We start from the raw sequence: 21830 nt of genomic DNA on the forward strand, positions 1-21830 counted from the left end.
CGGTAGATGTTGACGTTACGTCAAGGTCAACAGGGGCCGCTACGCTTTTCCGCGTGCGTGAGATCCGATCGACGTCCGAGGTGGCCCCCGGCATCCTGTTCGTGGAGGGTCCCGCCTCCAACTGGACCGTGTTCCACGGCGACGGCGCCGTCGAGCTCGTCGATTGCGGCTACCCCGCCGACCGGCCGCTGGTGGAGGCCTCCATCCGCGCGGCGGGCGCGGAGCCGGCAGACCTCCGCCGCATCCTCATCACGCACGGCCACTCCGACCACCTCGGGTCGAGCCGGGAACTGGCGGTCCGGCACGGCGCCGCGGTGCAGACCGCCGCGGCCGAGCTGCCCAACGTGCGACGGGAGGTGACGGAGCAGGTCACCGTCGCCGACCTGCTGCCGTCGGTGCTGAAGCGTGGGACCGTGCGCTGGGCGGTCGAGGCGATCCGCGCGGGCGGGCTGGGCGACGTCGGCGTCCCCTCGGCCACGGCGTTCGACGGCGACACGCTCGAGCTGAGCACCGGACACCGGCTGCACGTCGTCGCGACGCCGGGCCACACCTCCGGCCACGCCTGCCTCTTCGAGCCGGACGCGCGCGTGCTGATCACCGGGGACGTGGTGGTCACCGGCCACGCGCTGCTGCGCGAGTCCGGGGAGCTGCAGCAGCTGCCGGCGTTCTTCCACCACGACGTCGCCGCGGCAGCGGCGAGCGCACGCAGCCTGGACCTCTGCGACACCGCGATCGTGCTGCCGGGCCACGGCCCGCTGCTGCGGCTCTAGCGCTTGGCCTTCGCCGGGACCTTCACCGGCGCCGACTCCGGCGCGGGCGCCGGCACCGACGGCGGCGTGGTCTCGCCGTTCGCGTTCTCCGGCTCGCCGATCGTGATCGGGCTCGGGTGGATGTGGATGCGCGAGTGCGCGCGCGAGGCGGGCGCGAGCGGACGACGCGCGACCGGACGCACCGGCTCACCGCGACGATCCTGGCCGGGCAGTGGACGCGAGCGCCTGCCGTAGATCAGCGAGGACGAGTCGAGCAGCCACGGAACGAGCGCGACGGTGACGCCGTGGCACAGCATGAGCTGCTTCGCCAGCCGGCGGGCGCGGTGGTTGTGCAGCAGCGTCTCCCACCAGTGCCCGACGATGTACTGCGGCAGGTAGACGGTGACCACCTCGGAGCCGTGCTCCTCGCGGCGGTGCTTCAGGTACTTCACCAGCGGGACGCCAAAGTCGCGGTACGGCGACTCGATGATCGTGAGCGGCACGTGGATGTTCTGCTCGACCCACTGCCGCTGCAGCTTCTGCGTCGCCTCCTCCTCGATGGAGACGTGCACGGCCTCGATGGAGTCGTGGCGGGCGGCGATCGCGTAGTCGAGCGCCTTCAGCGCCGGCTTCTGCATCTTTCCGACCAGGACGATCGCGTGGTCGCCGACGCTTCCGAACGTGGTGACCGGGTCGACCTCGATCTCCTTCTCCACGTCCCGGTAGTACCGGTTCACGCCGAGCATCAGGAACCAGAGAATCGGCATGAAGATGAAGACGAGGTAGGCGCCGTGCGTGAACTTCGTGATGGTCACCACGATGAGCACGATGAACGTGAGCGTCGCCCCGAAGGCGTTGATGCAGAGCGACCGGACGGTGCTGGTCCGCTCGCGACCGGTCAGCCCGCCGCCGCGCAGCAGCGTGATCCAGTGCTTCACCATGCCGGACTGGCCGAGCGTGAACGAGACGAAGACGCCGATGATGTACAGCTGGATCAGGTTGGTCAGGTTCGCCTGGTAGACCACCAGCAGTGCGGTGGCCGCCAGCGCCAGGACGATCATGCCGTTGGAGTAGACGAGGCGGTCGCCGCGGGTGTTCAGCGCCTTGGGGGCGTAGGAGTCGCGGGCGAGCACCGAGCCGAGCAGCGGGAACCCGTTGAACGCGGTGTTGGCCGCCAGCAGCAGGACGACGGCGGTCGCGGCCTGCACGATGAAGAAGAAGACGGTGTTGTTGCCGAAGGTCGCCGCGGCGATCTGGGCGATCAGCGAGCGCTGCGGCTGGGTGGCGCACTGCGCCCAGCCCTGCAGGTCGCACGGGTTCTCGGCGTAGTGCACGCCGCTGATCAGCGCCGTCGCGGTCAGTCCGATGAAGAGGACGATCGCGATGCTGCCCATCAGCCCCAGGGTGATGCGGGCGTTGCGGATCTTGGGCGTGCGGAAGGCGGGCACGCCGTTCGCCACCGCCTCCACGCCGGTCAGGGCGGAACAGCCGCTCGAGAACGCGCGGAGCAGGAGGAGCACGACCGCGGCCTGCGTGAGGCTGGAGGCGTGCACCGAGTAGGCGGACGACTCGGCGACAGGCGCATCGCCGAACACGGTGCGGACGAGCGCCGTGATCACCATCACGAAGATGCTGCCGATGAAGATGTAGGTCGGCAGGGCGAACGCCTTGCTCGACTCGCGGACGCCGCGAAGGTTCACGGCGGCCAGGATGACGACGCAGAGCACAGCGAGCTCGACGCGCCAGGGAGAGAGGAACGGCAGCGCGGAGATGATGTTGTCGACGCCGGAGGCGACCGACACCGCGACGGTGAGCACGTAGTCCACCAGCAGCGCGGAGGCGACCACCAGGCCCGCCTTCTCGCCGAGGTTCTTGTGGGCCACCTCGTAGTCCCCGCCGCCGGACGGGTACGCCTTGACGAGCTGCCGGTAGCTGAGGACGACGGTCACCAGCAGCACGACGACGGCCGCGGCGACCCACGGCGCGAAGCTCAGGAACGCCAGTCCGCCCAGCAGCAGGATCATCAGGAGTTCCTGCGGCGCGTAGGCGACGCTGGAGAGAGCATCGGAGGCGAAGATGGGTAGGGCGAGGTGCTTCGGGAGTAGCTGTCCTTCGAGTTTTTCACTCGGAAGCGGGTCGCCGATCAACCACCGCTTCGGGGATCTCCCCTCAGTTGTCACGAGGGACGAGAATACTCGCTGCCAATTGACTGTCAAGTCGGCGCGTCGGCCCGTCGTCAGCGGGTGATTCTGGCAACACTGGTGGCCGCACCTCGGACTGCTCCGCCGCCGCGGAATCCCGCGGCGGAAGGCCCCACCAGGGGTCTCACTGGGAGTGAGATGAGCATGGCCTGAGTCTTTCTTCAGTGGCGTCGATGCCGCCTCAGCGCCGGTCCAGCGCCTCAGCGCCGGTCCAGCGCCTCAGCGCCGGTCCAGCGCCTCGGTGATCACGCGCCGCACGCGCGTCAGCTCGTCCTTGATCGTGGGGACGATGTCGGCCGGAAGCACCCCGCGTGCCGCGCGGTGCCGCAGGTCGGTGCGCAGCTGCTGACGGAAGTCGTTGATCGCGACCTCGGCCTCGCGCGCGGCGGCGTTCGCGGCGGCGCGCGCATCCCGTGCGGCGTCCCTCACCTCCTGGCGGGGGTCGACGCGGGTGGCGTTCCGTTTCGCCTCCCGTGCCGCCGAGGCGAGCTCGGCGCGCAGGGTGCGCATGGCGTCGTCGACGCCGGCGCGCACCTCGTCCGCGAGCCGGCGGACGGAGTCGGTGACCTCGTCCTCGATCGCATCGAGCTCATGCCCTCGTGCCGCGAGCTCGGCCCGGCCGGCCTCGGTGATCGTGTAGACGGTCTTCCTGCCGTCCACCGTCTTCACGACGAGGCCCTCCTCCTCCAGCTTCGCGAGCCGCGGGTAGATCGTGCCGGCGCTCGGCGTGTATGTGCCGCCGAAGCGGTCGCTGAGCGCCTGAATCAGCTCGTACCCATGCATGGGGCGGTCGGCGAGCAGGCTGAGCAGGTACAGCCGGAGGTTGCCATGGGCGAAGACGGGACTCACGCGGACGCCTCCGTGGAGCTCGTGGCCGCCGCACTGCGCAGCACGGCGACGTTGCCCGAGACGGAGTTGACGCTGATGTCGACCCACGACCCGTCGAGGGTGCCCGTGGTGTCCGCGTAGGCGCGGCCGGGCGAGCCGATCACGATGACGCCGTCCAGCTGCATCTTTCCGGAGACCGTGTTGACGCGGTAACGCGCGCCGATCGCCTCGGTGATGCGAATCGTGGTGTCGCCCGAGACCGTGTTGATCTGGATCTCGTCCGGCGTGCCGGTGACATCCAGCAGCACGTCCGCCGAGACGCCATCGACACTGAAGCGCGGGATGTCGCCCGCTGCCGTCACGTCACCGGACACGGTGTGCGCGTTGATACGGCCGCGGTGATCGCGTACCGACAGCTCACCGCCCACGGAGTTCAGCTCGAGGTCGCCGGTCACGCCGTCGACGACGACGTCGCCCGAAACGGTGCTGAGACGCGCGTCCGTGCTGAGGCCGGAGATCAGCGCGCCGGCGGAGACCACCCCGAACTTGAGCGCGACATCCCGTGGCACCAGCAGGCTGATGTCGGCGCGGGCGCTGGACTTCATGGACCGGAAGACCTCGATGAAGTTGTCCCAGCGCAGCTGCGGGTGGTCGATCTCCAGACGGTCGCCGTCGATCGTGACCTTCAGGTCGCGTCCGCTCACCGAGTGGATCTCGACGCGAGCACCGGGCTCGTCGTGCCCGATGATGTCCACCTGTCCGCCGAGCAGCCCGACCTTGAGCGAGCGAACGACCTCGAGGTCGATCGTCCGGCTCTCTCCGGGCTGGATCAGCCACTTCTCCTGTGCCATGTCCTGGCTCCTCACGTTGTTGATTCACGATATATCGCGATTGACGGGATTCACGATATATCGCGTCTTGTGAGGGCGCAAGAGCTCCGAGGGATTCTCAGGGTCGGGTCAGGGTCTCCCCCGACCCGCCCCGGGTCGGCGCCCGGCCGGCGCGGGACTGCAGCCGGGCTACCGGCGCAGCCAGGGCTGCAGCATCCGCGTCACGAAGGGGAGCAGGAGGTACGTCATGGTCGGCGTCAGGCAGAGCGTGGTGATGAGAACGGTGGCGAGCGGCCAGAGCTGGTGCCAGCCCGGGACGAGCCAGCCGGTCAGGCAGGTGAAGGCCAGGGACAGCGGGAAGAACCCGAGCCAGATGGTGACCGCCTGCTTCCAGCGCGGCGGCGCGGCCGGCACGCCGGGCTGCGGCTCGTCGAACCAGCCCTCGATGCCGGTGCGCCGGGCGACGCGGGAGACCTCCACCAGTTCGCGCCCGTCGTAGAGCCAGCCGGCGCGGTCGTCCGAGGCCTCCCAGGCGTCGAGGGTGGCCGCGTCCGCGAAGCGGTACAGCATGTGCCACTCGTCCGAGTCGGCGTGGGCGCGCACCCATCCCGATCCGAGGAAGCCGGGATACGTGTTCGCGAGGTTGACGCCCGCCTGCACCCAGTGGGTGACCTCGGGCAGGCGCTCGCGGTCGACGCGGCGCGTGATCGAGACTGTGACGGGGAGCGGGGTGGTGGCTGCGGTCCGGGCCGCGCTTTCTGTGGATGCCGTGCGGGAGGCGGAACGCAGGGATGGCGCGTCCGCGATCGGCTCTTGTGGAGTCATGCCCCCATTGTCGCCGCCTCGCGTTTCGCGCACGTTTCGCGGGCCCGAGCGACCCCGTTCGGTACACATGACCCTGCTCGAGCACCGGCGCAACGCACCGAACGGGCACAGTCGGCCAGGACAGCCGGGCGGTATCAGCGCGGCGGGATGAGGGTGGCGCCGTCGCGCACGACAAGGCGCGGCACGACGAGTCGGTGCCGCGCGTCCGCGACGTCGGAGCCGGGCCGTACCCGTCCGCCGTGCTCGCCCGTCAGGAGCTCGAGAACGCCCGCGGCCACCTCGTCGAGCGGCTGCGCCACGCTGGAGATCCCGAGCGAGGACGCGACGGGGGTGTCGTCGTAGCCGATGACGGGGATGCGGCCGCCCGTCGCCGTCAGTGCACCGAGCGCGAGCGAGTCGGAGACGCACACCACCGCATCCACTTCTCCCCCGAGCCGGGCGTCCAGACGACGCATCGCGTCCGCGCCGGGGGTGACGCCGTCCTCCGCCGCCTCCTCCAGTCCGCCGAGATCCTCGTCGGCCACCGCGGCCGCCGCGCGCATCGCCTCCAGCCAGCCGGCCCGGCGGTCGTCGCCCGTCCCCGAGCCGGCGGGCCAGCCCAGGAAGCCGATCCTCCGATGGCCGGCGTCGAGCAGGTGCTCTGTCGCGGCGCGCAGGCCCGACCTCCCATCCACGTCGACCCAGAGATGCTCGGGATCGGTCATGTCGTCGATGCCCCACGGGCGACCGAAGGTCACGAACGACTGACCGTGCGCGATCAGCCACTCGGTGCGGGGGTCGCCGTGGAAGGTGGAGGTGAGCACGAAGGCGTCGACGTCGGCCGCATCCGAGAGCCGCCGGAACTGCTCGATCTCATCCTCGGGGTCACGGGCCGTGAACAGCAGGACCCGCAGGCCCAGCGCATCCGCCTGCTCCGTCAGCGCGTGCAGAAAGCGGTCGAGCACGCTCCCGGAGATGCCGTCTCTGGTCAGCGGGTCAAGCCGGATGCCGATGGTCGAGCTCTTCTGGGTGCGCAGCCGCCGGGCCGAGGCGTGCGGTCGGTAGCCGAGCGAGAGGATGGCCGCCTCGACGCGTTCGCGCGTCTCCGGCCTGACCACCTCGGGGGAGTTGAGGACGTTCGACACCGTCTGCCGCGAGACGCCGGCGACGCCGGCGACATCGCTGACCGTCGGTTGCGCCCCCATGCCTGCTCCTCTCCCGCGCGGTGCCGCGCGCCTCGACCCTACCGCCAGCGAGCTTGACACCCTCGAAACGCCGTGGTTATGGTGATGGCATCCCGATTTGATCGTTCAAACCCACCGTAGCACTTGTGGATTTGATCGATCAAAGAAGTCGGGGGCTCGAAAGGTACCGGACCAGAGGAGGTCGGATGCGCGCTACGACGCGGAGCGTCCCCTCCCTCGGCGAGCCCTGGCGTCCGGGCGACGCTCCCCGAGCGGCGTACGGTCCTCCACAGGTCCGCATGCCAGCGGCATTCTCCACGACTTCGCCGACCCATCACGCGTGCGCTCGTACCGTTCGGGCACACTCACACCAAGGAGAGAAACACATGCGCAAAACCACATCCCGCTGGCTCGCGGGCGGCGCCGTCGCCGCAGCGGCCGCGCTCGCACTCACGGCCTGCGGCTCCGGCTTCAGCGGGGGAAGCAGCGGCGACGACACCGGCAAGCTGACCTCGTCCGACAAGGCCCTCACGGTCATGATCGGTTCGTCGGGCGACGCCGAGACCGCCGCGGTGAAGTCGGCGGTCGCCGGCTGGTCGAAGGACTCAGGCACGAAGGCCAGCGTCGTCGCGGCCAGCGACCTCAACCAGCAGCTCTCGCAGGGCTTCGCGGCGAAGAAGCCGGCGGACGTCTTCTACCTGTCGACGGACGCGCTCGCGGGCTACGCATCCAACGGCTCGCTGCTCGCGTACGGCGACAAGCTGAGCAACAAGAGCGACTTCTACCCGAGCCTGGTGAAGTCCTTCACCTACGACGGCCAGTTCTACTGCGCGCCGAAGGACTTCTCGACGCTGCAGCTGATCATCAACACGGACATGTGGAAGGCCGCCGGCCTGACCGACTCCGACGTCCCGAAGACGTGGGACCAGCTCGAGGCCGTCTCGAAGAAGCTCACCACCGGTGGCCACGTCGGCCTCGGCATCTCCGGTGAGTACGCCCGCGTCGGCTCCTTCATGGTCCAGGCCGGCGGCAACCTCATGAACGAGGACAGCACCAAGGCGACGGCGAACAGCGACGCCAACGTCCAGGCGCTCGACTTCGTCAAGAAGATGCTGAACGGCGGCGAGCTGAAGTACGCCAAGGACCTCGGCGCCGGCTGGGGCGGCGAGGCGTTCGGCAAGGGCCTCGCGGCGATGACCATCGAGGGCAACTGGATCACGGGCGCCCTGAAGTCGGACTTCCCGAACATCAAGTACACGGTCGCCGAGCTCCCCGCCGGCCCCGCCGGCCAGGGCACCCTGCAGTTCACCAACTGCTGGGGCATCGCCGCGGACAGCCCCAACCAGGCCGCCGCGCTCAAGCTCGTCGAGCAGCTGACCAGCAAGGACTCGCAGCTCGCCTTCTCGAAGGCGTTCGGCCCGATGCCGTCCATCAAGTCCGCGGCCGACGACTGGAAGTCGGCCAACCCGGACCTCGTCCCGTTCCTCGCCGCTGCCGACTACGCCAAGGGCGTTCCGACCGCGAAGGGTTCGGCCGACGTCGTCACCGACCTGAACAGCAAGCTCGAGTCCCTGAAGACCGGTGACCCGAAGGCCATCCTCGACGCCACCCAGAAGAACCTCGAAGCTCTTCTGAAGTAGGGATCGGATCACACAATGTCGCAAGCCACGAGTCGGTCTCGCCGTTCCGGAATCCGGCGCGGCGAGGCCGCCTCGGGGTGGTTGTTCACCGCCCCGGTCATCCTGCTGCTCGGCGTCTTCCTCGTCGTCCCCGTGCTGATGGCGCTCTGGGTCAGCTTCTCCGACTGGGGAGGCCGGGGCAGCCCCTTCGGCTCCGACGTGAACTTCGTCGGGCTCAAGAACTACTCATCTCTTCTCGGCGGCGGCGGACTCGCCGAGCAGGACTTCGGCATGTCGCTGAAGAACAACGCCTGGTACGTCGTGCTGGTGGTCCCCATCCAGACCGCGGTCTCCCTCCTGCTCGCGGTGCTCGTCAACCGGGCGATCCTCCGCGGCCGCGGCTTCTTCCGCACCGCGTTCTACTTCCCGTCGGTGACCAGCTCCGTGGCGATCACGGTGCTCTGGCTCTTCCTGTTCAGCACCAGCGGCGCCGTCAACAAGGTGCTGGCCTGGTTCGGCATCAACGGGCCGAACTGGTTCAACGATCCCGACGGCATCATCCACAACCTGCTCGGCGCCTTCGGCATCACCACTGGGCCATCCGCGCTGACGCAGAACACGCTGCTCGGCGTCTCCTGGTGGGACTGGCTGGGCGGCCCGTCCGTCGCGATGTCGGCGTACATCATCATGGCGATCTTCACGACGAGCGGCACGTTCATGCTGCTGTTCATCGCGGCGCTGCAGAACCTCGGCGGCGATATCACCGAGGCGGCGATGATGGACGGCGCCAACGGCTGGCAGCGGTTCTGGCGCATCACGCTCCCGCAGCTGCGTCCCACTCTCTTCACGGTGCTCACCCTCGGCCTCATCGGCTGCTGGCAGGTCTTCGACCAGATTTACACCGGCAGCAGGGGCGCTCCGGGCAAGACCACCCTCACACCGGCGTACCTCTCTTACCAGACCTCGTTCGTCAACCAGTCGTGGGGCCAGGGCGCGGCGATCGCGTTCATCCTCTTCGTCATCATCGTGCTCTTTACGATCTTCCAGCGCTGGGTGCTGCGCGAGCGGAAGGTCTCCAAGCGCAGGATGCGCCCGTACCAGACGGCGCTCGTCGCCTCCACGGCCTCCACCGCGCCCAGCGCATCGACGGCACTGATGGAATCGGCCGGTTCGGCCACGAAGGGAGGACGGCGATGACCGCCACCACGTCCGCCGTGACCCCCGGGGCGCCGGCGGCGTCGCCGACGACCGCACCCCGTCCGCTGCCACCGCGGCGGCGCTCGACGAGCACGATCGCGGCCACCTCGATCACGTACGCGATCCTCGTCGTGCTCGCGATCGTCTACATCATGCCGTTCCTCATCCAGCTCGCCACGTCGTTCAAGACGGATGCTGACGCGACGGCAAACCCGGTCTCCTTGATCCCGCAGGTGTGGACGGCGGCGGCGTACACGAAGCTGTTCGTGAACTCCGACTTCCCGATCTGGTTCATGAACTCCGCCATCGTGACCGTGTTCGTCACCATCGGCCGCGTGTTCTTCGACTCGCTCGCGGGCTACGCCCTCGCCCGGCTGCACTTCCGCGGACGCAGCGTCGTCTTCGCCGCGCTGGTCGCCGTCATGTCCGTGCCGATGGTGGTGCTGCTCATCCCCAAGTTCCTGGTGATCAACCAGCTCGGGATGTACGACTCGTACGCAGGCATGATCCTGCCGCTGCTCACCGATGCTGCCGGCGTGTTCATCATGAAGGGCTTCTTCGAATCCATCCCGGCGAGCGTCGAGGAGCAGGCACGCATCGACGGCGCAGGAACCTTCCGGGTGTTCTGGTCGATCGTGCTGCCGATGGCGCGCCCCGCGCTCATCACGATCATCATCCTGTCCTTCCAGGGATCGTGGAACGAGCTGGCGCACTTCATCGTGTCGACGCAGGACCCGTCGCTGACGACGCTGACCAAGGGCGTCGCCGGTCTCGCGAGCGGACAGCTCAGCCAGGGCAGCCAGTACCCGCTCAAACTGGCCGCCGCTGCGATCATGACCATCCCCGTCGCGGTGCTGTTCTTCATCTTCCAGCGCCGCATCATGAACTCCAGCGAGGGCGCGGTGAAGGAGTGACCGCGGGACAGCCGACAATCGTCGCCACCTGCGGCGGACTCACCGGAGGCGCGTGGACCGACTCCGCGTACGGTCCGCTGCTGGAGCACGCCATCGAGCTCGCCCGCGTGCAGGGACGGCCGCCCCGCGTCACCCACATCAACACCGCGGGCGGCGACCAGCGCCACATCGAGGGCGCCGAGCTGGAGGCGGCACGCGCGGCCGGCGTCGATGCGACGCACCTGCGGCTGTTCCCGCACCCGAACCTGCCGGACATGCGTGCGCACCTGCTCGCTCAGGACGTGATCTGGGTCAGCGGTGGCAGCCTCGCCAACCTGCTCGCGCTCTGGAGGCTGCACGGTCTCGACCAGCTGCTCGCCGAGGCCTGGCGGGCCGGTGTCGTGCTCGCGGGCGGTTCGGCGGGCGCGGTCTGCTGGCACGAGGGCGGGACCACCGCGTCGTTCGGACCGGACATCTCCCCGCTCGCCGACGGACTCGGGCTGGTCCCCGGCTCGCTCGCCGTCCACTACGACTCCGATCCGAACCGGCGCCCCGCGCACCAGCGCGCGGTCGCCGCGGGGGTGCTGCCCGACGGATACGCCCTCGACGAGGGCGTCGGGCTCGTCTACTTCGGCACGGAACTGGTCGACGTCGTCGCCGAGCGCCCCGGCGTCTCGGCCTGGCGCGTCCGGCGCACCGACGGCGGCACCGGGGCGAACGGCACCGAGGCGAACGGCACCGCGACGAACGGCACCGAGGAGACCCGCATCGTCCCGCGCGTGCTCGGCCGCCCGGTGTCCGACTCCCCCGCCGCATCCACACCATCCACCACACCATCCACGATCGAGGAGGCGCGAACGCCCCGATGACCCAGCCGCTCCAACCCCTGCTCCACGACAGCACCGTCGTCCTGACCGCGCCCAGCCAGGCCTGGTCCGCCGTCGACGGGACTGTGGACGGCCGCGGGATCCACGGGTTCTACCACTCCGATCTGCGCGTGCTCGACCGCATCGTCCTGCGCGTCGGCGACGCCGTGCCCGAGCACATCCAGTCCGCCGGCCCCGACGCCGCGACCGCGGTGTTCACCTCGCTCGCGCGGCAGATCGACGACGCCACGGCCGACCCGCGGGTGCGCGTCGAGCGCACGCGCCGCGTCAGAGCCGGCGAACTGCGGGAGTCGGTGATCGTCCGCAACGCGCTGTCCGCCCCGGTGCGCACGAGCGTCTCGGTGGAGCTGCGCGCGGACTTCAGCCCGATGCAGGTCATCAAGGCCGGGCTCACCGGAGCCGAGCACCCGGTCGCGGTCGCGCAGAAGGAGGGCGGTCTCGTCCTCTCCTCCGGTCCGGTCAGCGCCCGGCTGACGGCCGAGGGAGCCGAGATCGCGGTGGACGGTGTGCAGAGCGTGCTGCGCTGGGCCGTCGAGGTTCCCGCGCACGGTTCCGTGGAGGTCGCCTGGAGCGTGACCGTCGACGATCCCAGTGCTGTCGTCAGCGGTGCGTCGCCGTCGGCGGAGTGGTCGGCGTTCGCCGCATCCACCGGCGACTCCCGGCTCGCAGGCTGGCTGGAGAAGGCAATCGGCGACCTGCAGGCGTTGCGGATGTCCACCGCCGCGCAGCCCGACGAGGTGTTCCTCGCGGCCGGCGCGCCGTGGTTCTTCACCCTCTTCGGGCGGGATTCGATCTGGGCCGCGCGGATGCTGCTGCCGCTCGGCACCGAGATCGCCGCATCGACCCTGCGCATCCTCGCGCACTTCCAGGGCACCCGGTCCGTGGACGAGACCGCGGAACAGCCGGGGAAGATCATGCACGAGTTGCGCCCGGCCGCGCTCACGATCCCCGGCGAGGGCGTCGTGCTGCCCCCGCTGTACTACGGCACGGTCGACGCGACGGCGCTGTGGGTGATGCTGCTCCATGACGCGTGGAAGTGGGGCATGCCCACGGCCGAGGTCGAGGCGCTCCTGCCCCACCTCGAGGCGGCTCTCGCCTGGATGCGCGACTACGGCGACAGCGACGGGGACGGCTTCCTGGAGTACGTCGACACGACCGGTCACGGCCTCGCCAACCAGGGCTGGAAGGACTCGGGCGACTCCATCCAGTGGGGGGACGGCACCCTGGCGGACGGCCCGATCGCGCTGTGCGAGGTGCAGGGCTACGCGTACGAGGCCGCCGTCGGCGGCGCGGAGCTGCTCGCCGCGTTCGGGCGCCAGGGCGCCGACGAGTGGCGCGCCTGGGCCGGAGCGCTCAAGGCACGGTTCGCCGAGGCGTTCTGGATCGACGACCCCGCCGGCGCATACCCTGCGGTCGCACTGGATGCGGCCAAGCGCAAGGTGGACACGGTGACCAGCAACATCGGCCACCTGCTCGGCACGGGCATCCTCACCCCGGAGCAGTCCGCCCTGATCGCCCGCCGTCTCGCTTCGCCCGAGCTCTCCTCCGGCTACGGCCTGCGCACCATGTCCACCGACGCCGGCGGCTTCTGGCCGCTGAGCTACCACGGCGGCTCGGTCTGGGCCCACGACACCGCGATCGCGGTCGCGGGACTCGCGAAGGACGGCCACACCGCGGAGGCCGACGTCCTGGCCGACGGGCTGCTCGCGGCGGCGGAGGGCTTCGGCTACCGGATGCCCGAACTGCACTCCGGCGACAGCGCCGCCGACACGGCGACGCCGGTCCCCTACCCGGCCGCGTGCCGTCCGCAGGCCTGGTCAGCGGCCGCCGCGGTCGCCGTGCTCGCCGCGCGACTCGGTCTGCGCGCCGACGCGCAGCAGGGCACCCTCGAGGTGAACCCGAGCGACGGCGCCGGCCGCATCCGCGTCAGCGGGGTGCGGTTCGCCGGCGAGGCCCGCGACATCGAGGTTGGCTGACCCGCGCCGCCCTCGCCCGCCTGCCCTCGCCCCATCGAGGGGCAGGAGACGCCCCCATCCACACCGGGTGGGGGCGTCTTCGCGTACCGGGCGCGCTGGGCCCGCGGAGCGTGCCCGGCCGCCGGGCGTACCGGGCCTGCGGGGCGTGCGCGGCGCGGGGCTAGAGCTGGGCGACGACCTGGCGCGCGATGACGCGCCCGGCGCGGTTCGCGCCGATGGTGCTGGCCTGCGGTCCGTAGCCGGCGAGGAAGATGCGGGAGTCCTGCCAGGAGGCGCCGGAGGCGACGGTCAGACCGCCCGCCTTCTCGCGCAGCTTCAGCGGCGACAGGTGGCGCAGCTCCGGCCGGAAGCCGGTCGCCCAGATGATCGCGTCCGCCCGCGTGAACGAACCGTCGTCCCAGCGGACGCCGTCCGGCTCCACCCGCGAGAACATCGGGCGCTCCACCAGGAGACCGCGGTCGATGCCCGCCGCGATCCGCCGCGTGCGCGGGACCCCGGTGCCGGAGACGATGCTCGGCAGCGCCGCCCCCGCCCTGGCCGCCGCGTCCTGCTGGGCCACCGCAGCGACGCCGCCCTCGATCGTCAGCTCGGACTCGTCCCGGAAGTCGACGGGCCGGCGCGTCGCCCAGGTGAGCGAGGACGCGACGCCCTCCAGCTCCAGCAGGAAGCCGATGGCGCTGGTGCCCCCGCCGACCACCACCACGTCCTGGCCGGCGAATTCCTCCGCCGACACGTAGGTGGAGGTGTGTACGTGCCTGCCGCGGAATCCGTCCATCCCGGGGTACCACGGGATGAACGGCGCACCCCAGGTCCCTGACGCGTTCACCACGACGCGGGTGCGCGTCTCCCCCTCGTTGTGTGCGACGACGAGGTCGGCGCCGCGGTCGAAGATCCTGTGCACGTTCACGGGCCGCCGCACGTCCAGCCCGTAGTGCTCCTCGTAGCGGCGGTAGTAGCCGGCCACGATATCCTTCGCAGGGAGCAGGCGGTCGGCGGTCTCGAAGCTGAGACCGAGCTCCGCCATCCCTGGCAGATCCGTCACGTGGTGGGCGCTGCCGAGACGGAGCGCGTCCCACCTGTGCTGCCAGGCTCCTCCCGTTCCCGGACCCCTGTCGTAGACCACGAAGTCGGTGCCGGGAGTGAGCTCGAAGCGACGCAGGTAGTAGGCGACGGCGAGGCCCGCCTGGCCGGCCCCGACGATCACCACCTGGGTGTCGTTCACTGCTGCGGTCACGCGCTCATTCCATCATTTCTCGCTGTGGGCGAACTCCAGGCTCACGAGGGCCTGCATGCTAAACTCGATGCTAGTTTTCATCGTTTCTGTTCGATTCCCGGTAGCCATCCCCGGGACGGGACCAAAAGGGGGTCACGCATGGGGCGCGGCCGTCAGAAGGCAAAGCACACCAAGATCGCTCGACAGTTGAAGTCGTTCAGCCCCGACGTCAACTACGACGCGCTCGAGCGTGAGCTCACCGGACACTCCCACCACGAAGGCGACCCGTACGCCGCGTGGTCCGATTACGAGCCCGAGGGCGACTACGGCGGTTACGACGCCGACGACGACCTCGAAGGCACCGAGCCCGAGACGCCGAAGCGCCGCGCCTGACCTGAGGCCGGATGCCGCCCGCGGCATATGGGCAGGCTCAGAGCCAGCCCTGACGCGTGGCGATCGCCACCGCCTCCGAGCGGTTCCGCGCGCCCGTCTTGCCGATCGCGCTCGACAGGTGGTTGCGCACCGTGCCGTCGCTCAGGTGCAGCCGGCGCGCGATGTCCGTGATCGTGCCGCCGCCGCCGGCGACCGCGAGCACCTCGGCCTCCCGTGCCGTCAGCGGCGAGGCTCCGGAGGCGAGCGACTCCGCGGCGAGCGCCGGGTCGACCACCCGCAGGCCGGAGGCGACGCGCCGCACCGCATCCGCGAGCTGGCCGGAGGGAGTGTCCTTGACGATGAAGCCGGATGCTCCCGCCTCCATCGCCCGGCGCAGGTAGCCGGGACGGCCGAACGTCGTCACGATCAGCGACCGGCAGGACGGCAGCTCGGCGGCGAGCCGGGACGCGACCTGGATGCCGTCGAGCCCGGGCATCTCCACGTCCAGGAGCGCGACGTCGACGGAGGCCGCGCGCGCCGCATCGAGCACCTCGTCTCCGCGGCCGACCTGGGCGACCACCTCCAGGTCGTGCTCCAGGTCGAGCAGCGCCGCCAGGGCGCCGCGCACGAGCGCCTGGTCGTCGGCCAGCAGCAGCCGGATGGTCACACGGCCCTCCTCACGGTCAGCAGCGTCCCGCCGCGGGGGCCCGCGGTGACGCTGACGGTGGCGCCGGACGCCTGCGCCCTGGCGCTGAGCCCGGCGATCCCGCTGCCGTGCCGCTCGACGCCCGCAGCTCCCACGGGAGCCTCACCGACGGCGACCGGGCCGCGGCCGTCGTCCTCGATCTCCAGACTGTCCGGCCCGACGGTCACCCAGCAGTTGCGGGACCGGGAGTGGCGGATCACGTTCGTGACGCCCTCGCGCAGCACCCAGCCGAACAGCTCCCGCAGGTCGGGCGCCACCTCCTCGCCGTTCCGCGGCAGGTGCGCCTGGATGTCCGCGGCGGCCAGTCCCGCCTGCGCGGCGGCGAGCTCCGTGGACAGGCTCATCTCGCGGTAGCCGGCGACGGCCGCGCGCAGGTCGGCCAGCGCCGAGCGGGTGAGCCGCTCGATGTCGGCGAGCTCCTCCTCCGCCCGGGCGGGATCCACGGGGATGAGCCGGCGCGCCAGCTCCGACTTCACGGTGACGACCGTGAGCGAGTGCCCGAGCACGTCGTGCATGTCGCGGGAGAACCGCGCCCGCTCCTCCACCACCGCGAGCCGGGCGATCTCGCCCTGGGCGTTGCGCAGGCGGCGGAGCGCGTCGATCTGCCGCGCGAACGCGCTCATCATGATGCCGATCGAGACCGTGATGAGGGCGATGTACCAGTCGTCCTCGAACGTGCCTGCGACGACGAAGACGATGAGCTGCAGCGCGCCGAGGCCGAGGATGATCCCCGTCGCCACCGCGAACCGGGCGATGACCATCCCGGCGACGCAGGCGACGTACACCCACGTCCAGCAGGCGGCGATCCCGATGAACGGCACCAGCACGAGCGTCAGCACGAAGTACGCGGCGACGCCCGCGATCCGCAGGCGCTCGCCCTCCCACCAGAGCACCGGCGGGAGGGCGAGGAAGGCCGCGTAGACGACGGCGAGCAGCACGGTCGCGAGGATCTTGATCCCGAGCGTCCCGTCGGAGGCCCACAGGCCGCCGAGCACCGAGATCTGGTAGAGGAGCCCGATCGCCGCGCCCGGGTACCAGCGGTAGGCGGCCGGGTGGGCCAGCCGGGCCCAGAGACCGGCCGGCCTCCGCGCGTCGACGTCGCTCGTGAACACGTCCCTACCCTAGGGCCGGTCAGCCGCGCGCCGCGTCGCGTCGGTAGCGCCAGATGATCAGCGCGCCGAGCGCGAGCGTCCATGCCACCAGCACCAGCGCCGGGGTGAGCGCGTCCCCGCTCTGCAGCGCGCCGAGCTGACCGACCCGGTTCAGCCAGTACGACGGCACGGCCTGCGCGACGTTCGCGACCCAGGCGGGGAAGATCTGCAGCGGTATCCAGAGACCACCGAGCACGGCCATCCCCATGAACACGGCCATGAACAGCGGCTGGGCGAACTCCGGCTTGGCGAGCTGACCGACCAGGATGCCGAGCAGCGCGAACGGGACAACGCCGCACCAGATTCCGAGGCAGGCGAGCAGCCAGCTCCCGACCGACAGCACCGGGTGGTAGAGCGCCATCGACACCGCGACGATCACGAGGATGCTGAACAGCGCCAGCGCCAGTGCTGCGACCACCTTGGACACCAGGTAGCCGGTGCCGGTGAGCGGAGTGACCCGCAGCTGGCGGTTCCAGCCGAGGGAGCGCTCGGTGACGATGCCGAACGCCTGCGAGAGCGCGGCCATCATCCCGCCGTACGCGGCCACCTGGATGGTCGTGACGACGATCCAGGGCAGGTGCGTCACCGGGTCGACCTGGCCGTTGCCGCCGAAGGTGCCGCCGAAGGCGAGCAGCATGACGAGGGGGACGGCGAGCGTGAAGATCATCGCCCGCATGTTCTTCAGCTGGCGCAGGGACTCCCGTCCCAGGTACGCGATGCTCATCGGATCGCTCCTTCCGGCTCCCGCGACTCGGTGAGGGCGAGGAAGGCCTCGTCCATGGTGTGCGCGGTGACCTCGATGTCGTGGATGTCGGTGTGCGCGGCCAGCAGCGCGCGCAGAGTGGCGTCGGAGTCGTCGCTGACCAGGGTCACCTGGCCGGTGCGGTGCTCGACGGTGCGGACGCCGGGCAGCGCGGCGAGCCGCGCCTCAACGGCGGGGTCCCAGGCGAACTCGACGGCCGCGCGGATGCGGCGGCCGGAGACGACCGCCTTGACTTCCGTCGGTGTGCCGTCGGCGACGATGCGACCGCGGGCGAGCATGACGATGCGGTCCGCGTAGGCGTCCGCCTCGTCGAGGTAGTGGGTGGCGAAGACGACGGTGCGGCCCGCATCGGTGAACTCGCGCATCGACTGCCAGAAGGTGCGCCTCGCCTCCACGTCCATCGCGGCGGTCGGCTCGTCCAGGAACAGCAGGTCCGGGTTGGAGACGACCGCGACCGCGAACCGCGCGCGCTGCATCTGGCCGCCGGAGAGCTTGGCGACCCGCTGGCGGGCGATCTCGGTGCAGCGTGCGCGCTCCAGCGCCTCCTGCACGCTCAGCGGATGCCTGTGCGCCGCGGCGACGAGCGCGACGGACTCGGCAACTGTGAGGGTCGGCAGCAGCGCGCCGCCCTGCAGCATGGCGCCGACGCGTCCGGCGCGGATGGCCTGGGACGGCTCGCCGCCGAACAGCTCGGCGGTGCCTGCGGTCGGCCGGGCGAGGCCGAGGGCCAGGTCGATGGTGGTGGATTTGCCGGCGCCGTTCGGACCGAGCAGGGCGACGACCTCCCCGGCGCGGACGCTGAGGTCGACGCCGTCGACGGCGGTCAGCGAGCCGAAGGACTTGCGGAGGCCGGCGAGGCGGATGGCTGGTGTCTCGTTCACAGCATCCAGCGTGCCCGGCGGGCCGGGTGCCCGCGCAGGGCGGGTGTCAGGATCCCGGGGTGACGAATGTCACGGGTGCCGGGCGACGGTGGGTCAGAGGTCGCCGCGGCGGCCGCCCGCGGCGCGCAGCAGACCCAGCACGCCGGCGATGCCGCCGCCGGTGAGCAGTGCGGCGACCACGATCCAGAACAGGTCCTGCGATGCGCCGACGGCCGAGGGAGCCGCGGCGGTCGGGTCGCCCTCGGGAAGCGCGGAGGAGGGGCCGGCGGCCGCAGCGCTCAGCGAGCCGCCACCGCCGCCGATCGCCGCCGCCGCGGGGGCCGGCGGGCGCGCCACCGGCACCGCGGGGAGCGACACGGCCGCGACCGCGGTGCTGACGTCCGTGCTCGCCCGGCGCAGCACGACGAAGAACGTGGACGCCGGAGCACCGGGCTTCCTGACGGCGAGCGGCACGATGACCATCGCCTGGGTCTGTCCGTCCGCGAGCGCGACCGTGCCCACGGTGCGGACGTAGTCGGCACCCGACCTGGCCGTCCCGTCGGTCGTGGCGAACTCCACCGTGGCGGCGCCCGCGGAAGACGTCCTGCTGACGATCACACGCGCGGAGGTGCTGCCGCCGACGACGCTGTCCGCCGCGATCGCGAGCGGGCCCGCCGCGGGGACGACCGTCAACCGGGCGGACGCGGACGCCGGTCGCAGCGCCGACCCGTCCGCGGGCGCGTACGCCGCCGCGATGGTGTGCGCGCCGGCCGCAGGGGCGGGGATGTCGGCCCGCGCGGTTCCCGCGGTCACCGGAACCCGCGCGACGACGCGGCCGTCCAGCGAGAACTCGACCGTGCCGTCCCCCGGCGCGGCGAGCAGGGCGCGCGTGACGGCGGCGCTGACCGGGACGGTGGACCCGGCGGCGGCGGTGGCGGGAGCGCTGACGGCGACGGAGGTGGCCGTGGTGCAGGAGGGCGCGTCCCCGTCGATCGCGACGGTCGCACCGTCGAGCTGCCAGCCGAGCGAGGGCTCTGCCGCCGCATCCACTGTCAGCAGCCACGCGCCGTGGTGCTCGCCCGGCAGGAAGGCCGTTGGCTGGCCGCGATCGGCCGGAGCGGACGACAAGTCGTTCCGCCCGCCGCCCGCGGGCAGCTCCACCGCCGCGTCCGCGGTGCTGCGGTAGCCGAGCACGACGGTGCGCGCGGTGACGGCGCCGAGCGGAGCATCCTGCACGCAGTCGACGAAGGGGGTGAGCGGGGATGCCGGAGCCGATACCGGAGCCGGCGCCGCGGTCGCGGCGGCCATACCGCCGAGGGCGGCGAGGGAGACGGAGGCGACGAGTCCCGCGGCGATCGCGCATGCCGCACGGAGGCTGGCACGCGGTCGGATCACACGCGCCACTCTAGCGGCCGGCCGGCATCCGGCGCGTCTCCACGAACGGGTGACGCGGGAGGCCCTCTGCGGTCAGGCGGCGTAGGAGCCGACGAGGCGGACCGCGCCGCCGTCGACGCCCTTCGCGCCCTGCTCGAACCCGGCCAGGTCCCGGGCGGCCGTCGAGACCGTGCCGACCCTCCAGGTGGGGATGCCGTCCGCCGTCACCGCGGCGGCGATCGCGTCCGCCGCCTCGGGGGCGACGACGGCGAACATCCCGATGCCGAGGTTCCAGGTGCCTTCGCTCGACTCCAGTGTGCTGCCCGCGAGGTCGCTCAGGATGCGGAACACCGGGGTCGGCGACCAGGTGCCGCGGTCGACCTCCACCCACGAGCCGACGGGGAGCACGCGGGCGAGGTTCGCCGCGATTCCGCCGCCGGTCACGTGGCTGAGCGAGTGGACGGCCGAGCCGAGCGCCGCATCCTGCAGCACGCGCAGCAGCGGCGACGTGTACAGGCGGGTCGGCTCGAGGAGCGCCTCCCCGACCACGCCGCCGAACTCGTCGGAGTGATCGGTGAAGGAGATGCCGCGGCCCGCGAGGATGTGCCGGACCAGCGAGAAGCCGTTGGAGTGCAGGCCGGAGGAGGCGAGCGCCAGCACGACGTCGCCGTCGCGCACGCGGTCCGCGCCGAGCAGCGCATCCGCCTCGACCGCGCCGACCGCGGCGCCGGCGACGTCGTAGTCGTCCGGGGCGATCAGGCCGGGGTGCTCGGCGGTCTCGCCGCCGACCAGCGCCGTGCCGGTCTCGGCGCACGCGCGCGCGATCCCCTCGACGATGGCGGCGATGCGCTCGGGAACGACCTTGCCGCACGCGATGTAGTCCGTCATGAACAGGGGCTTCGCCCCCACCACGACGATGTCGTCCACGACCATGCCGACGAGGTCCTGGCCGATCGTGTCGTGCTTGTCGATCGCCTGCGCGATCGCCACCTTGGTGCCGACGCCGTCGGTGGAGGTCGCCAGCAGCGGGCGGCGGAAGTCCTTCAGGAAGGAGACGTCGAAGAGTCCGGCGAAGCCGCCGACGCCGCCCAGCACCTCGGCGCCGTGCGTGCGCGCGACGGCCGCCTTCATCAGCTCGACGGCGCGGTCGCCCGCGGCCGTGTCGACGCCGGCGGCGGCGTAGGAGGAGGAGGAGGATTCGGTGGCTTCGGTCACCGGACAATGGTATCCGCACCGGGCGCCGCCCCCTGCCCCGCGCATCCCCGCTGTTACGCTCGGCGGATGACAGCGCTGCGACCGCCCTGGGAGGATCTGCCGGCCTTCGTCACGGACGCGGTGGCGGTGCTCCTGGGCTCGCCGGTGGTCGCGGCGGTGAGCCAGACCTCCGGCTTCTCCCCCGGTCACGCAGACCGTGTCGTCACGGCGTCCGGCCGCCGCGCGTTCGTCAAGGCGGCGCCCGAGAGTCTCGGCGCCGCCGCCGACCTCTACCGCGCGGAGGCGGCGGCGCTGGCGCTGCTGCCGCCCGAGGTCGGGGCGCCGGAGCTGCTCGGCGTCGTGGGCGAGGACGGCTGGGTGGCGATCGTCACCGAGGAGATCGACGGGACGCACCCGTCCGAGCCGCCGACGCGCGAGGAACTCGTCGCGATCCTCGACGAGGTCGCGCAGGCGCCGGCGTGGGCGGACCCGGACGAGGTGCCGCACACGGAGGCGTCGCTGAGCGTCGCATTCGCGGTGTGGCCATCGCTGGCCGTGGAGCACCCGGACGCAGTCCCAGAGTGGACGCTGCCGCTCGCCGAGGAGTTCGACGCGCTGGCCGTGGCGGCGGCGGAGGAGACCGCGGGCGAGCGCGTCGTGCACCTCGACCTGCGCGCCGACAACGTGCTCATCGACCGGACCGGGCGCGCCCGCCTCGTCGACTGGGCGTGGGCGTCGGCCGGCGCCCCCTGGATCGACGCGCTCACCATGCTCATCGACGCGCGGCGGCTCGGGTCGCCGGACACGGACGCCCTGCTCGCCGAGCATCCCGCGTTCGACGGCGTCACCGCATCCACGGTCGACGGTGCGCTCGCCGGGCTGGCCGGGCTGTTCCTGTCCGGGTCGCTGAACCCGGCGCCCCCGCGCATGCCGGAGCTGCGGCCGTTCCAGGCCGTGGAGGCGCACGCCGCGTTCGCGTGGCTGCGCGACCGGCGGGATGCGCGGAGCGTCAGCCGGCCCGCCTGAGCG

General features: G+C 71.5%; 20 protein-coding genes. 8 read left to right on the top strand and 12 right to left on the bottom strand.

The window, feature by feature from the left end; all coding sequences use genetic code 11:
• The first annotated feature begins 53 nt into the window (after positions 1-53).
• Positions 54-770, top strand: a complete 717-nt coding sequence (locus AAME72_RS04770) for an MBL fold metallo-hydrolase (protein ID WP_348789094.1) — start codon at positions 54-56, stop codon at positions 768-770.
• Here AAME72_RS04770 and AAME72_RS04775 read toward each other — a convergent pair.
• From AAME72_RS04775 to AAME72_RS04795, 5 genes are all read right to left on the bottom strand, one after another.
• Positions 767-2896 (bottom strand): APC family permease, encoded by a 2130-nt coding sequence (locus AAME72_RS04775; RefSeq protein ID WP_348790207.1) that lies wholly within the window; start codon positions 2894-2896, stop codon positions 767-769. The two genes, AAME72_RS04770 and AAME72_RS04775, sit on opposite strands and share 4 nt — an antisense overlap.
• 273 nt (positions 2897-3169) lie before the next feature.
• On the bottom strand, positions 3170-3799 hold the full coding sequence (locus AAME72_RS04780) for a PadR family transcriptional regulator (RefSeq protein WP_348789095.1): 630 nt from the start codon (positions 3797-3799) through the stop codon (positions 3170-3172).
• Positions 3796-4629, bottom strand: a complete 834-nt coding sequence (locus tag AAME72_RS04785; protein WP_348789096.1) for a DUF4097 family beta strand repeat-containing protein — start codon at positions 4627-4629, stop codon at positions 3796-3798. Before AAME72_RS04785 ends, AAME72_RS04780 begins: the two co-directional genes overlap by 4 nt.
• A 168-nt stretch (positions 4630-4797) precedes the next feature.
• Positions 4798-5433, bottom strand: coding sequence for an antibiotic biosynthesis monooxygenase (locus AAME72_RS04790; protein ID WP_348789097.1), 636 nt, complete (start codon positions 5431-5433; stop codon positions 4798-4800).
• A gap of 134 nt (positions 5434-5567) precedes the next feature.
• Entirely contained in the window at positions 5568-6617 is a 1050-nt protein-coding gene (locus tag AAME72_RS04795; RefSeq protein ID WP_348789098.1) for a LacI family DNA-binding transcriptional regulator, read from the bottom strand.
• Positions 6618-6982: 365 nt separating this feature from the next.
• On the opposite strand from AAME72_RS04795, the gene AAME72_RS04800 reads away from it, so the two are divergent.
• The 5 genes from AAME72_RS04800 to AAME72_RS04820 are packed head-to-tail and all read left to right on the top strand — an operon-like array spanning position 6983 to position 13168.
• A complete protein-coding gene (locus tag AAME72_RS04800; protein WP_348789099.1) occupies positions 6983-8236 on the top strand; it encodes an extracellular solute-binding protein in 1254 nt (417 codons plus the stop codon).
• Between the two features lie 15 nt (positions 8237-8251).
• Entirely contained in the window at positions 8252-9412 is a 1161-nt protein-coding gene (locus AAME72_RS04805; RefSeq protein WP_348789100.1) for a sugar ABC transporter permease, read from the top strand.
• Complete coding sequence (locus AAME72_RS04810; protein WP_348789101.1) at positions 9409-10326, top strand: carbohydrate ABC transporter permease; 918 nt, start codon at positions 9409-9411, stop codon at positions 10324-10326. The genes AAME72_RS04805 and AAME72_RS04810 overlap by 4 nt, the downstream gene beginning before the upstream one ends.
• A complete protein-coding gene (locus tag AAME72_RS04815; RefSeq protein ID WP_348789102.1) occupies positions 10323-11174 on the top strand; it encodes a peptidase E in 852 nt (283 codons plus the stop codon). The genes AAME72_RS04810 and AAME72_RS04815 overlap by 4 nt, the downstream gene beginning before the upstream one ends.
• Positions 11171-13168 (top strand): glycogen debranching N-terminal domain-containing protein, encoded by a 1998-nt coding sequence (locus AAME72_RS04820; RefSeq protein WP_348789103.1) that lies wholly within the window; start codon positions 11171-11173, stop codon positions 13166-13168. The genes AAME72_RS04815 and AAME72_RS04820 overlap by 4 nt, the downstream gene beginning before the upstream one ends.
• 160 nt (positions 13169-13328) lie before the next feature.
• On the opposite strand, the gene AAME72_RS04825 is transcribed toward AAME72_RS04820, so the two are convergent.
• On the bottom strand, positions 13329-14402 hold the full coding sequence (locus AAME72_RS04825; protein ID WP_348789104.1) for an NAD(P)-binding domain-containing protein: 1074 nt from the start codon (positions 14400-14402) through the stop codon (positions 13329-13331).
• Between the two features lie 138 nt (positions 14403-14540).
• Here AAME72_RS04825 and AAME72_RS04830 point away from each other — a divergent pair, with 138 nt between their 5' ends.
• Positions 14541-14774: a DUF3073 domain-containing protein gene (locus AAME72_RS04830; protein WP_348789105.1), complete on the top strand. Its 234-nt coding sequence runs from the start codon at positions 14541-14543 to the stop codon at positions 14772-14774.
• A gap of 37 nt (positions 14775-14811) precedes the next feature.
• Here the strand turns inward: AAME72_RS04830 and AAME72_RS04835 are convergent, their stop codons facing one another.
• The 6 genes from AAME72_RS04835 to purM all read right to left on the bottom strand — a co-directional run bounded on the left by AAME72_RS04835 (position 14812) and on the right by purM (position 20822).
• Complete coding sequence (locus tag AAME72_RS04835; RefSeq protein WP_348789106.1) at positions 14812-15420, bottom strand: response regulator transcription factor; 609 nt, start codon at positions 15418-15420, stop codon at positions 14812-14814.
• Positions 15417-16571, bottom strand: a complete 1155-nt coding sequence (locus tag AAME72_RS04840) for a histidine kinase (protein ID WP_348789107.1) — start codon at positions 16569-16571, stop codon at positions 15417-15419. Before AAME72_RS04840 ends, AAME72_RS04835 begins: the two co-directional genes overlap by 4 nt.
• 19 nt (positions 16572-16590) lie before the next feature.
• Positions 16591-17334, bottom strand: a complete 744-nt coding sequence (locus AAME72_RS04845; RefSeq protein ID WP_348789108.1) for an ABC transporter permease — start codon at positions 17332-17334, stop codon at positions 16591-16593.
• Complete coding sequence (locus AAME72_RS04850) at positions 17331-18254, bottom strand: ABC transporter ATP-binding protein (protein WP_348789109.1); 924 nt, start codon at positions 18252-18254, stop codon at positions 17331-17333. The genes AAME72_RS04845 and AAME72_RS04850 overlap by 4 nt, the downstream gene beginning before the upstream one ends.
• A gap of 93 nt (positions 18255-18347) precedes the next feature.
• The gene (locus AAME72_RS04855; RefSeq protein WP_348789110.1) at positions 18348-19628 is read right to left on the bottom strand and encodes a Calx-beta domain-containing protein; all 1281 of its coding nucleotides are present in this window, start codon (positions 19626-19628) and stop codon (positions 18348-18350) included.
• A 72-nt stretch (positions 19629-19700) separates the two neighbouring features.
• Positions 19701-20822: a phosphoribosylformylglycinamidine cyclo-ligase gene (gene purM / locus AAME72_RS04860; RefSeq protein ID WP_348789111.1), complete on the bottom strand. Its 1122-nt coding sequence runs from the start codon at positions 20820-20822 to the stop codon at positions 19701-19703.
• A gap of 66 nt (positions 20823-20888) precedes the next feature.
• Here purM and AAME72_RS04865 point away from each other — a divergent pair, with 66 nt between their 5' ends.
• A complete protein-coding gene (locus AAME72_RS04865; protein ID WP_348789112.1) occupies positions 20889-21827 on the top strand; it encodes a phosphotransferase in 939 nt (312 codons plus the stop codon).
• Positions 21828-21830 lie beyond the last annotated feature (3 nt).

It is taken from the genome of Leifsonia sp. NPDC080035, from assembly GCF_040050925.1.
Classification (GTDB): Bacteria; Actinomycetota; Actinomycetes; order Actinomycetales; family Microbacteriaceae; genus Leifsonia.

Excerpts from the sequence above, each read along its gene's own strand:
- AAME72_RS04810 (WP_348789101.1), top strand. The coding sequence starts at position 9,409 with ATGACCGCCACCACGTCCGCCGTGACCCCCGGGGCGCCGGCGGCGTCG.
- AAME72_RS04800 (WP_348789099.1), top strand. The coding sequence starts at position 6,983 with ATGCGCAAAACCACATCCCGCTGGCTCGCGGGCGGCGCCGTCGCCGCA.
- AAME72_RS04790 (WP_348789097.1), bottom strand. The coding sequence starts at position 5,433 with ATGACTCCACAAGAGCCGATCGCGGACGCGCCATCCCTGCGTTCCGCC.
- AAME72_RS04865 (WP_348789112.1), top strand. The coding sequence starts at position 20,889 with ATGACAGCGCTGCGACCGCCCTGGGAGGATCTGCCGGCCTTCGTCACG.
- AAME72_RS04785 (WP_348789096.1), bottom strand. The coding sequence starts at position 4,629 with ATGGCACAGGAGAAGTGGCTGATCCAGCCCGGAGAGAGCCGGACGATC.
- AAME72_RS04845 (WP_348789108.1), bottom strand. The coding sequence starts at position 17,334 with ATGAGCATCGCGTACCTGGGACGGGAGTCCCTGCGCCAGCTGAAGAAC.
- AAME72_RS04795 (WP_348789098.1), bottom strand. The coding sequence starts at position 6,617 with ATGGGGGCGCAACCGACGGTCAGCGATGTCGCCGGCGTCGCCGGCGTC.
- AAME72_RS04830 (WP_348789105.1), top strand. The coding sequence starts at position 14,541 with ATGGGGCGCGGCCGTCAGAAGGCAAAGCACACCAAGATCGCTCGACAG.
- AAME72_RS04820 (WP_348789103.1), top strand. The coding sequence starts at position 11,171 with ATGACCCAGCCGCTCCAACCCCTGCTCCACGACAGCACCGTCGTCCTG.
- AAME72_RS04805 (WP_348789100.1), top strand. The coding sequence starts at position 8,252 with ATGTCGCAAGCCACGAGTCGGTCTCGCCGTTCCGGAATCCGGCGCGGC.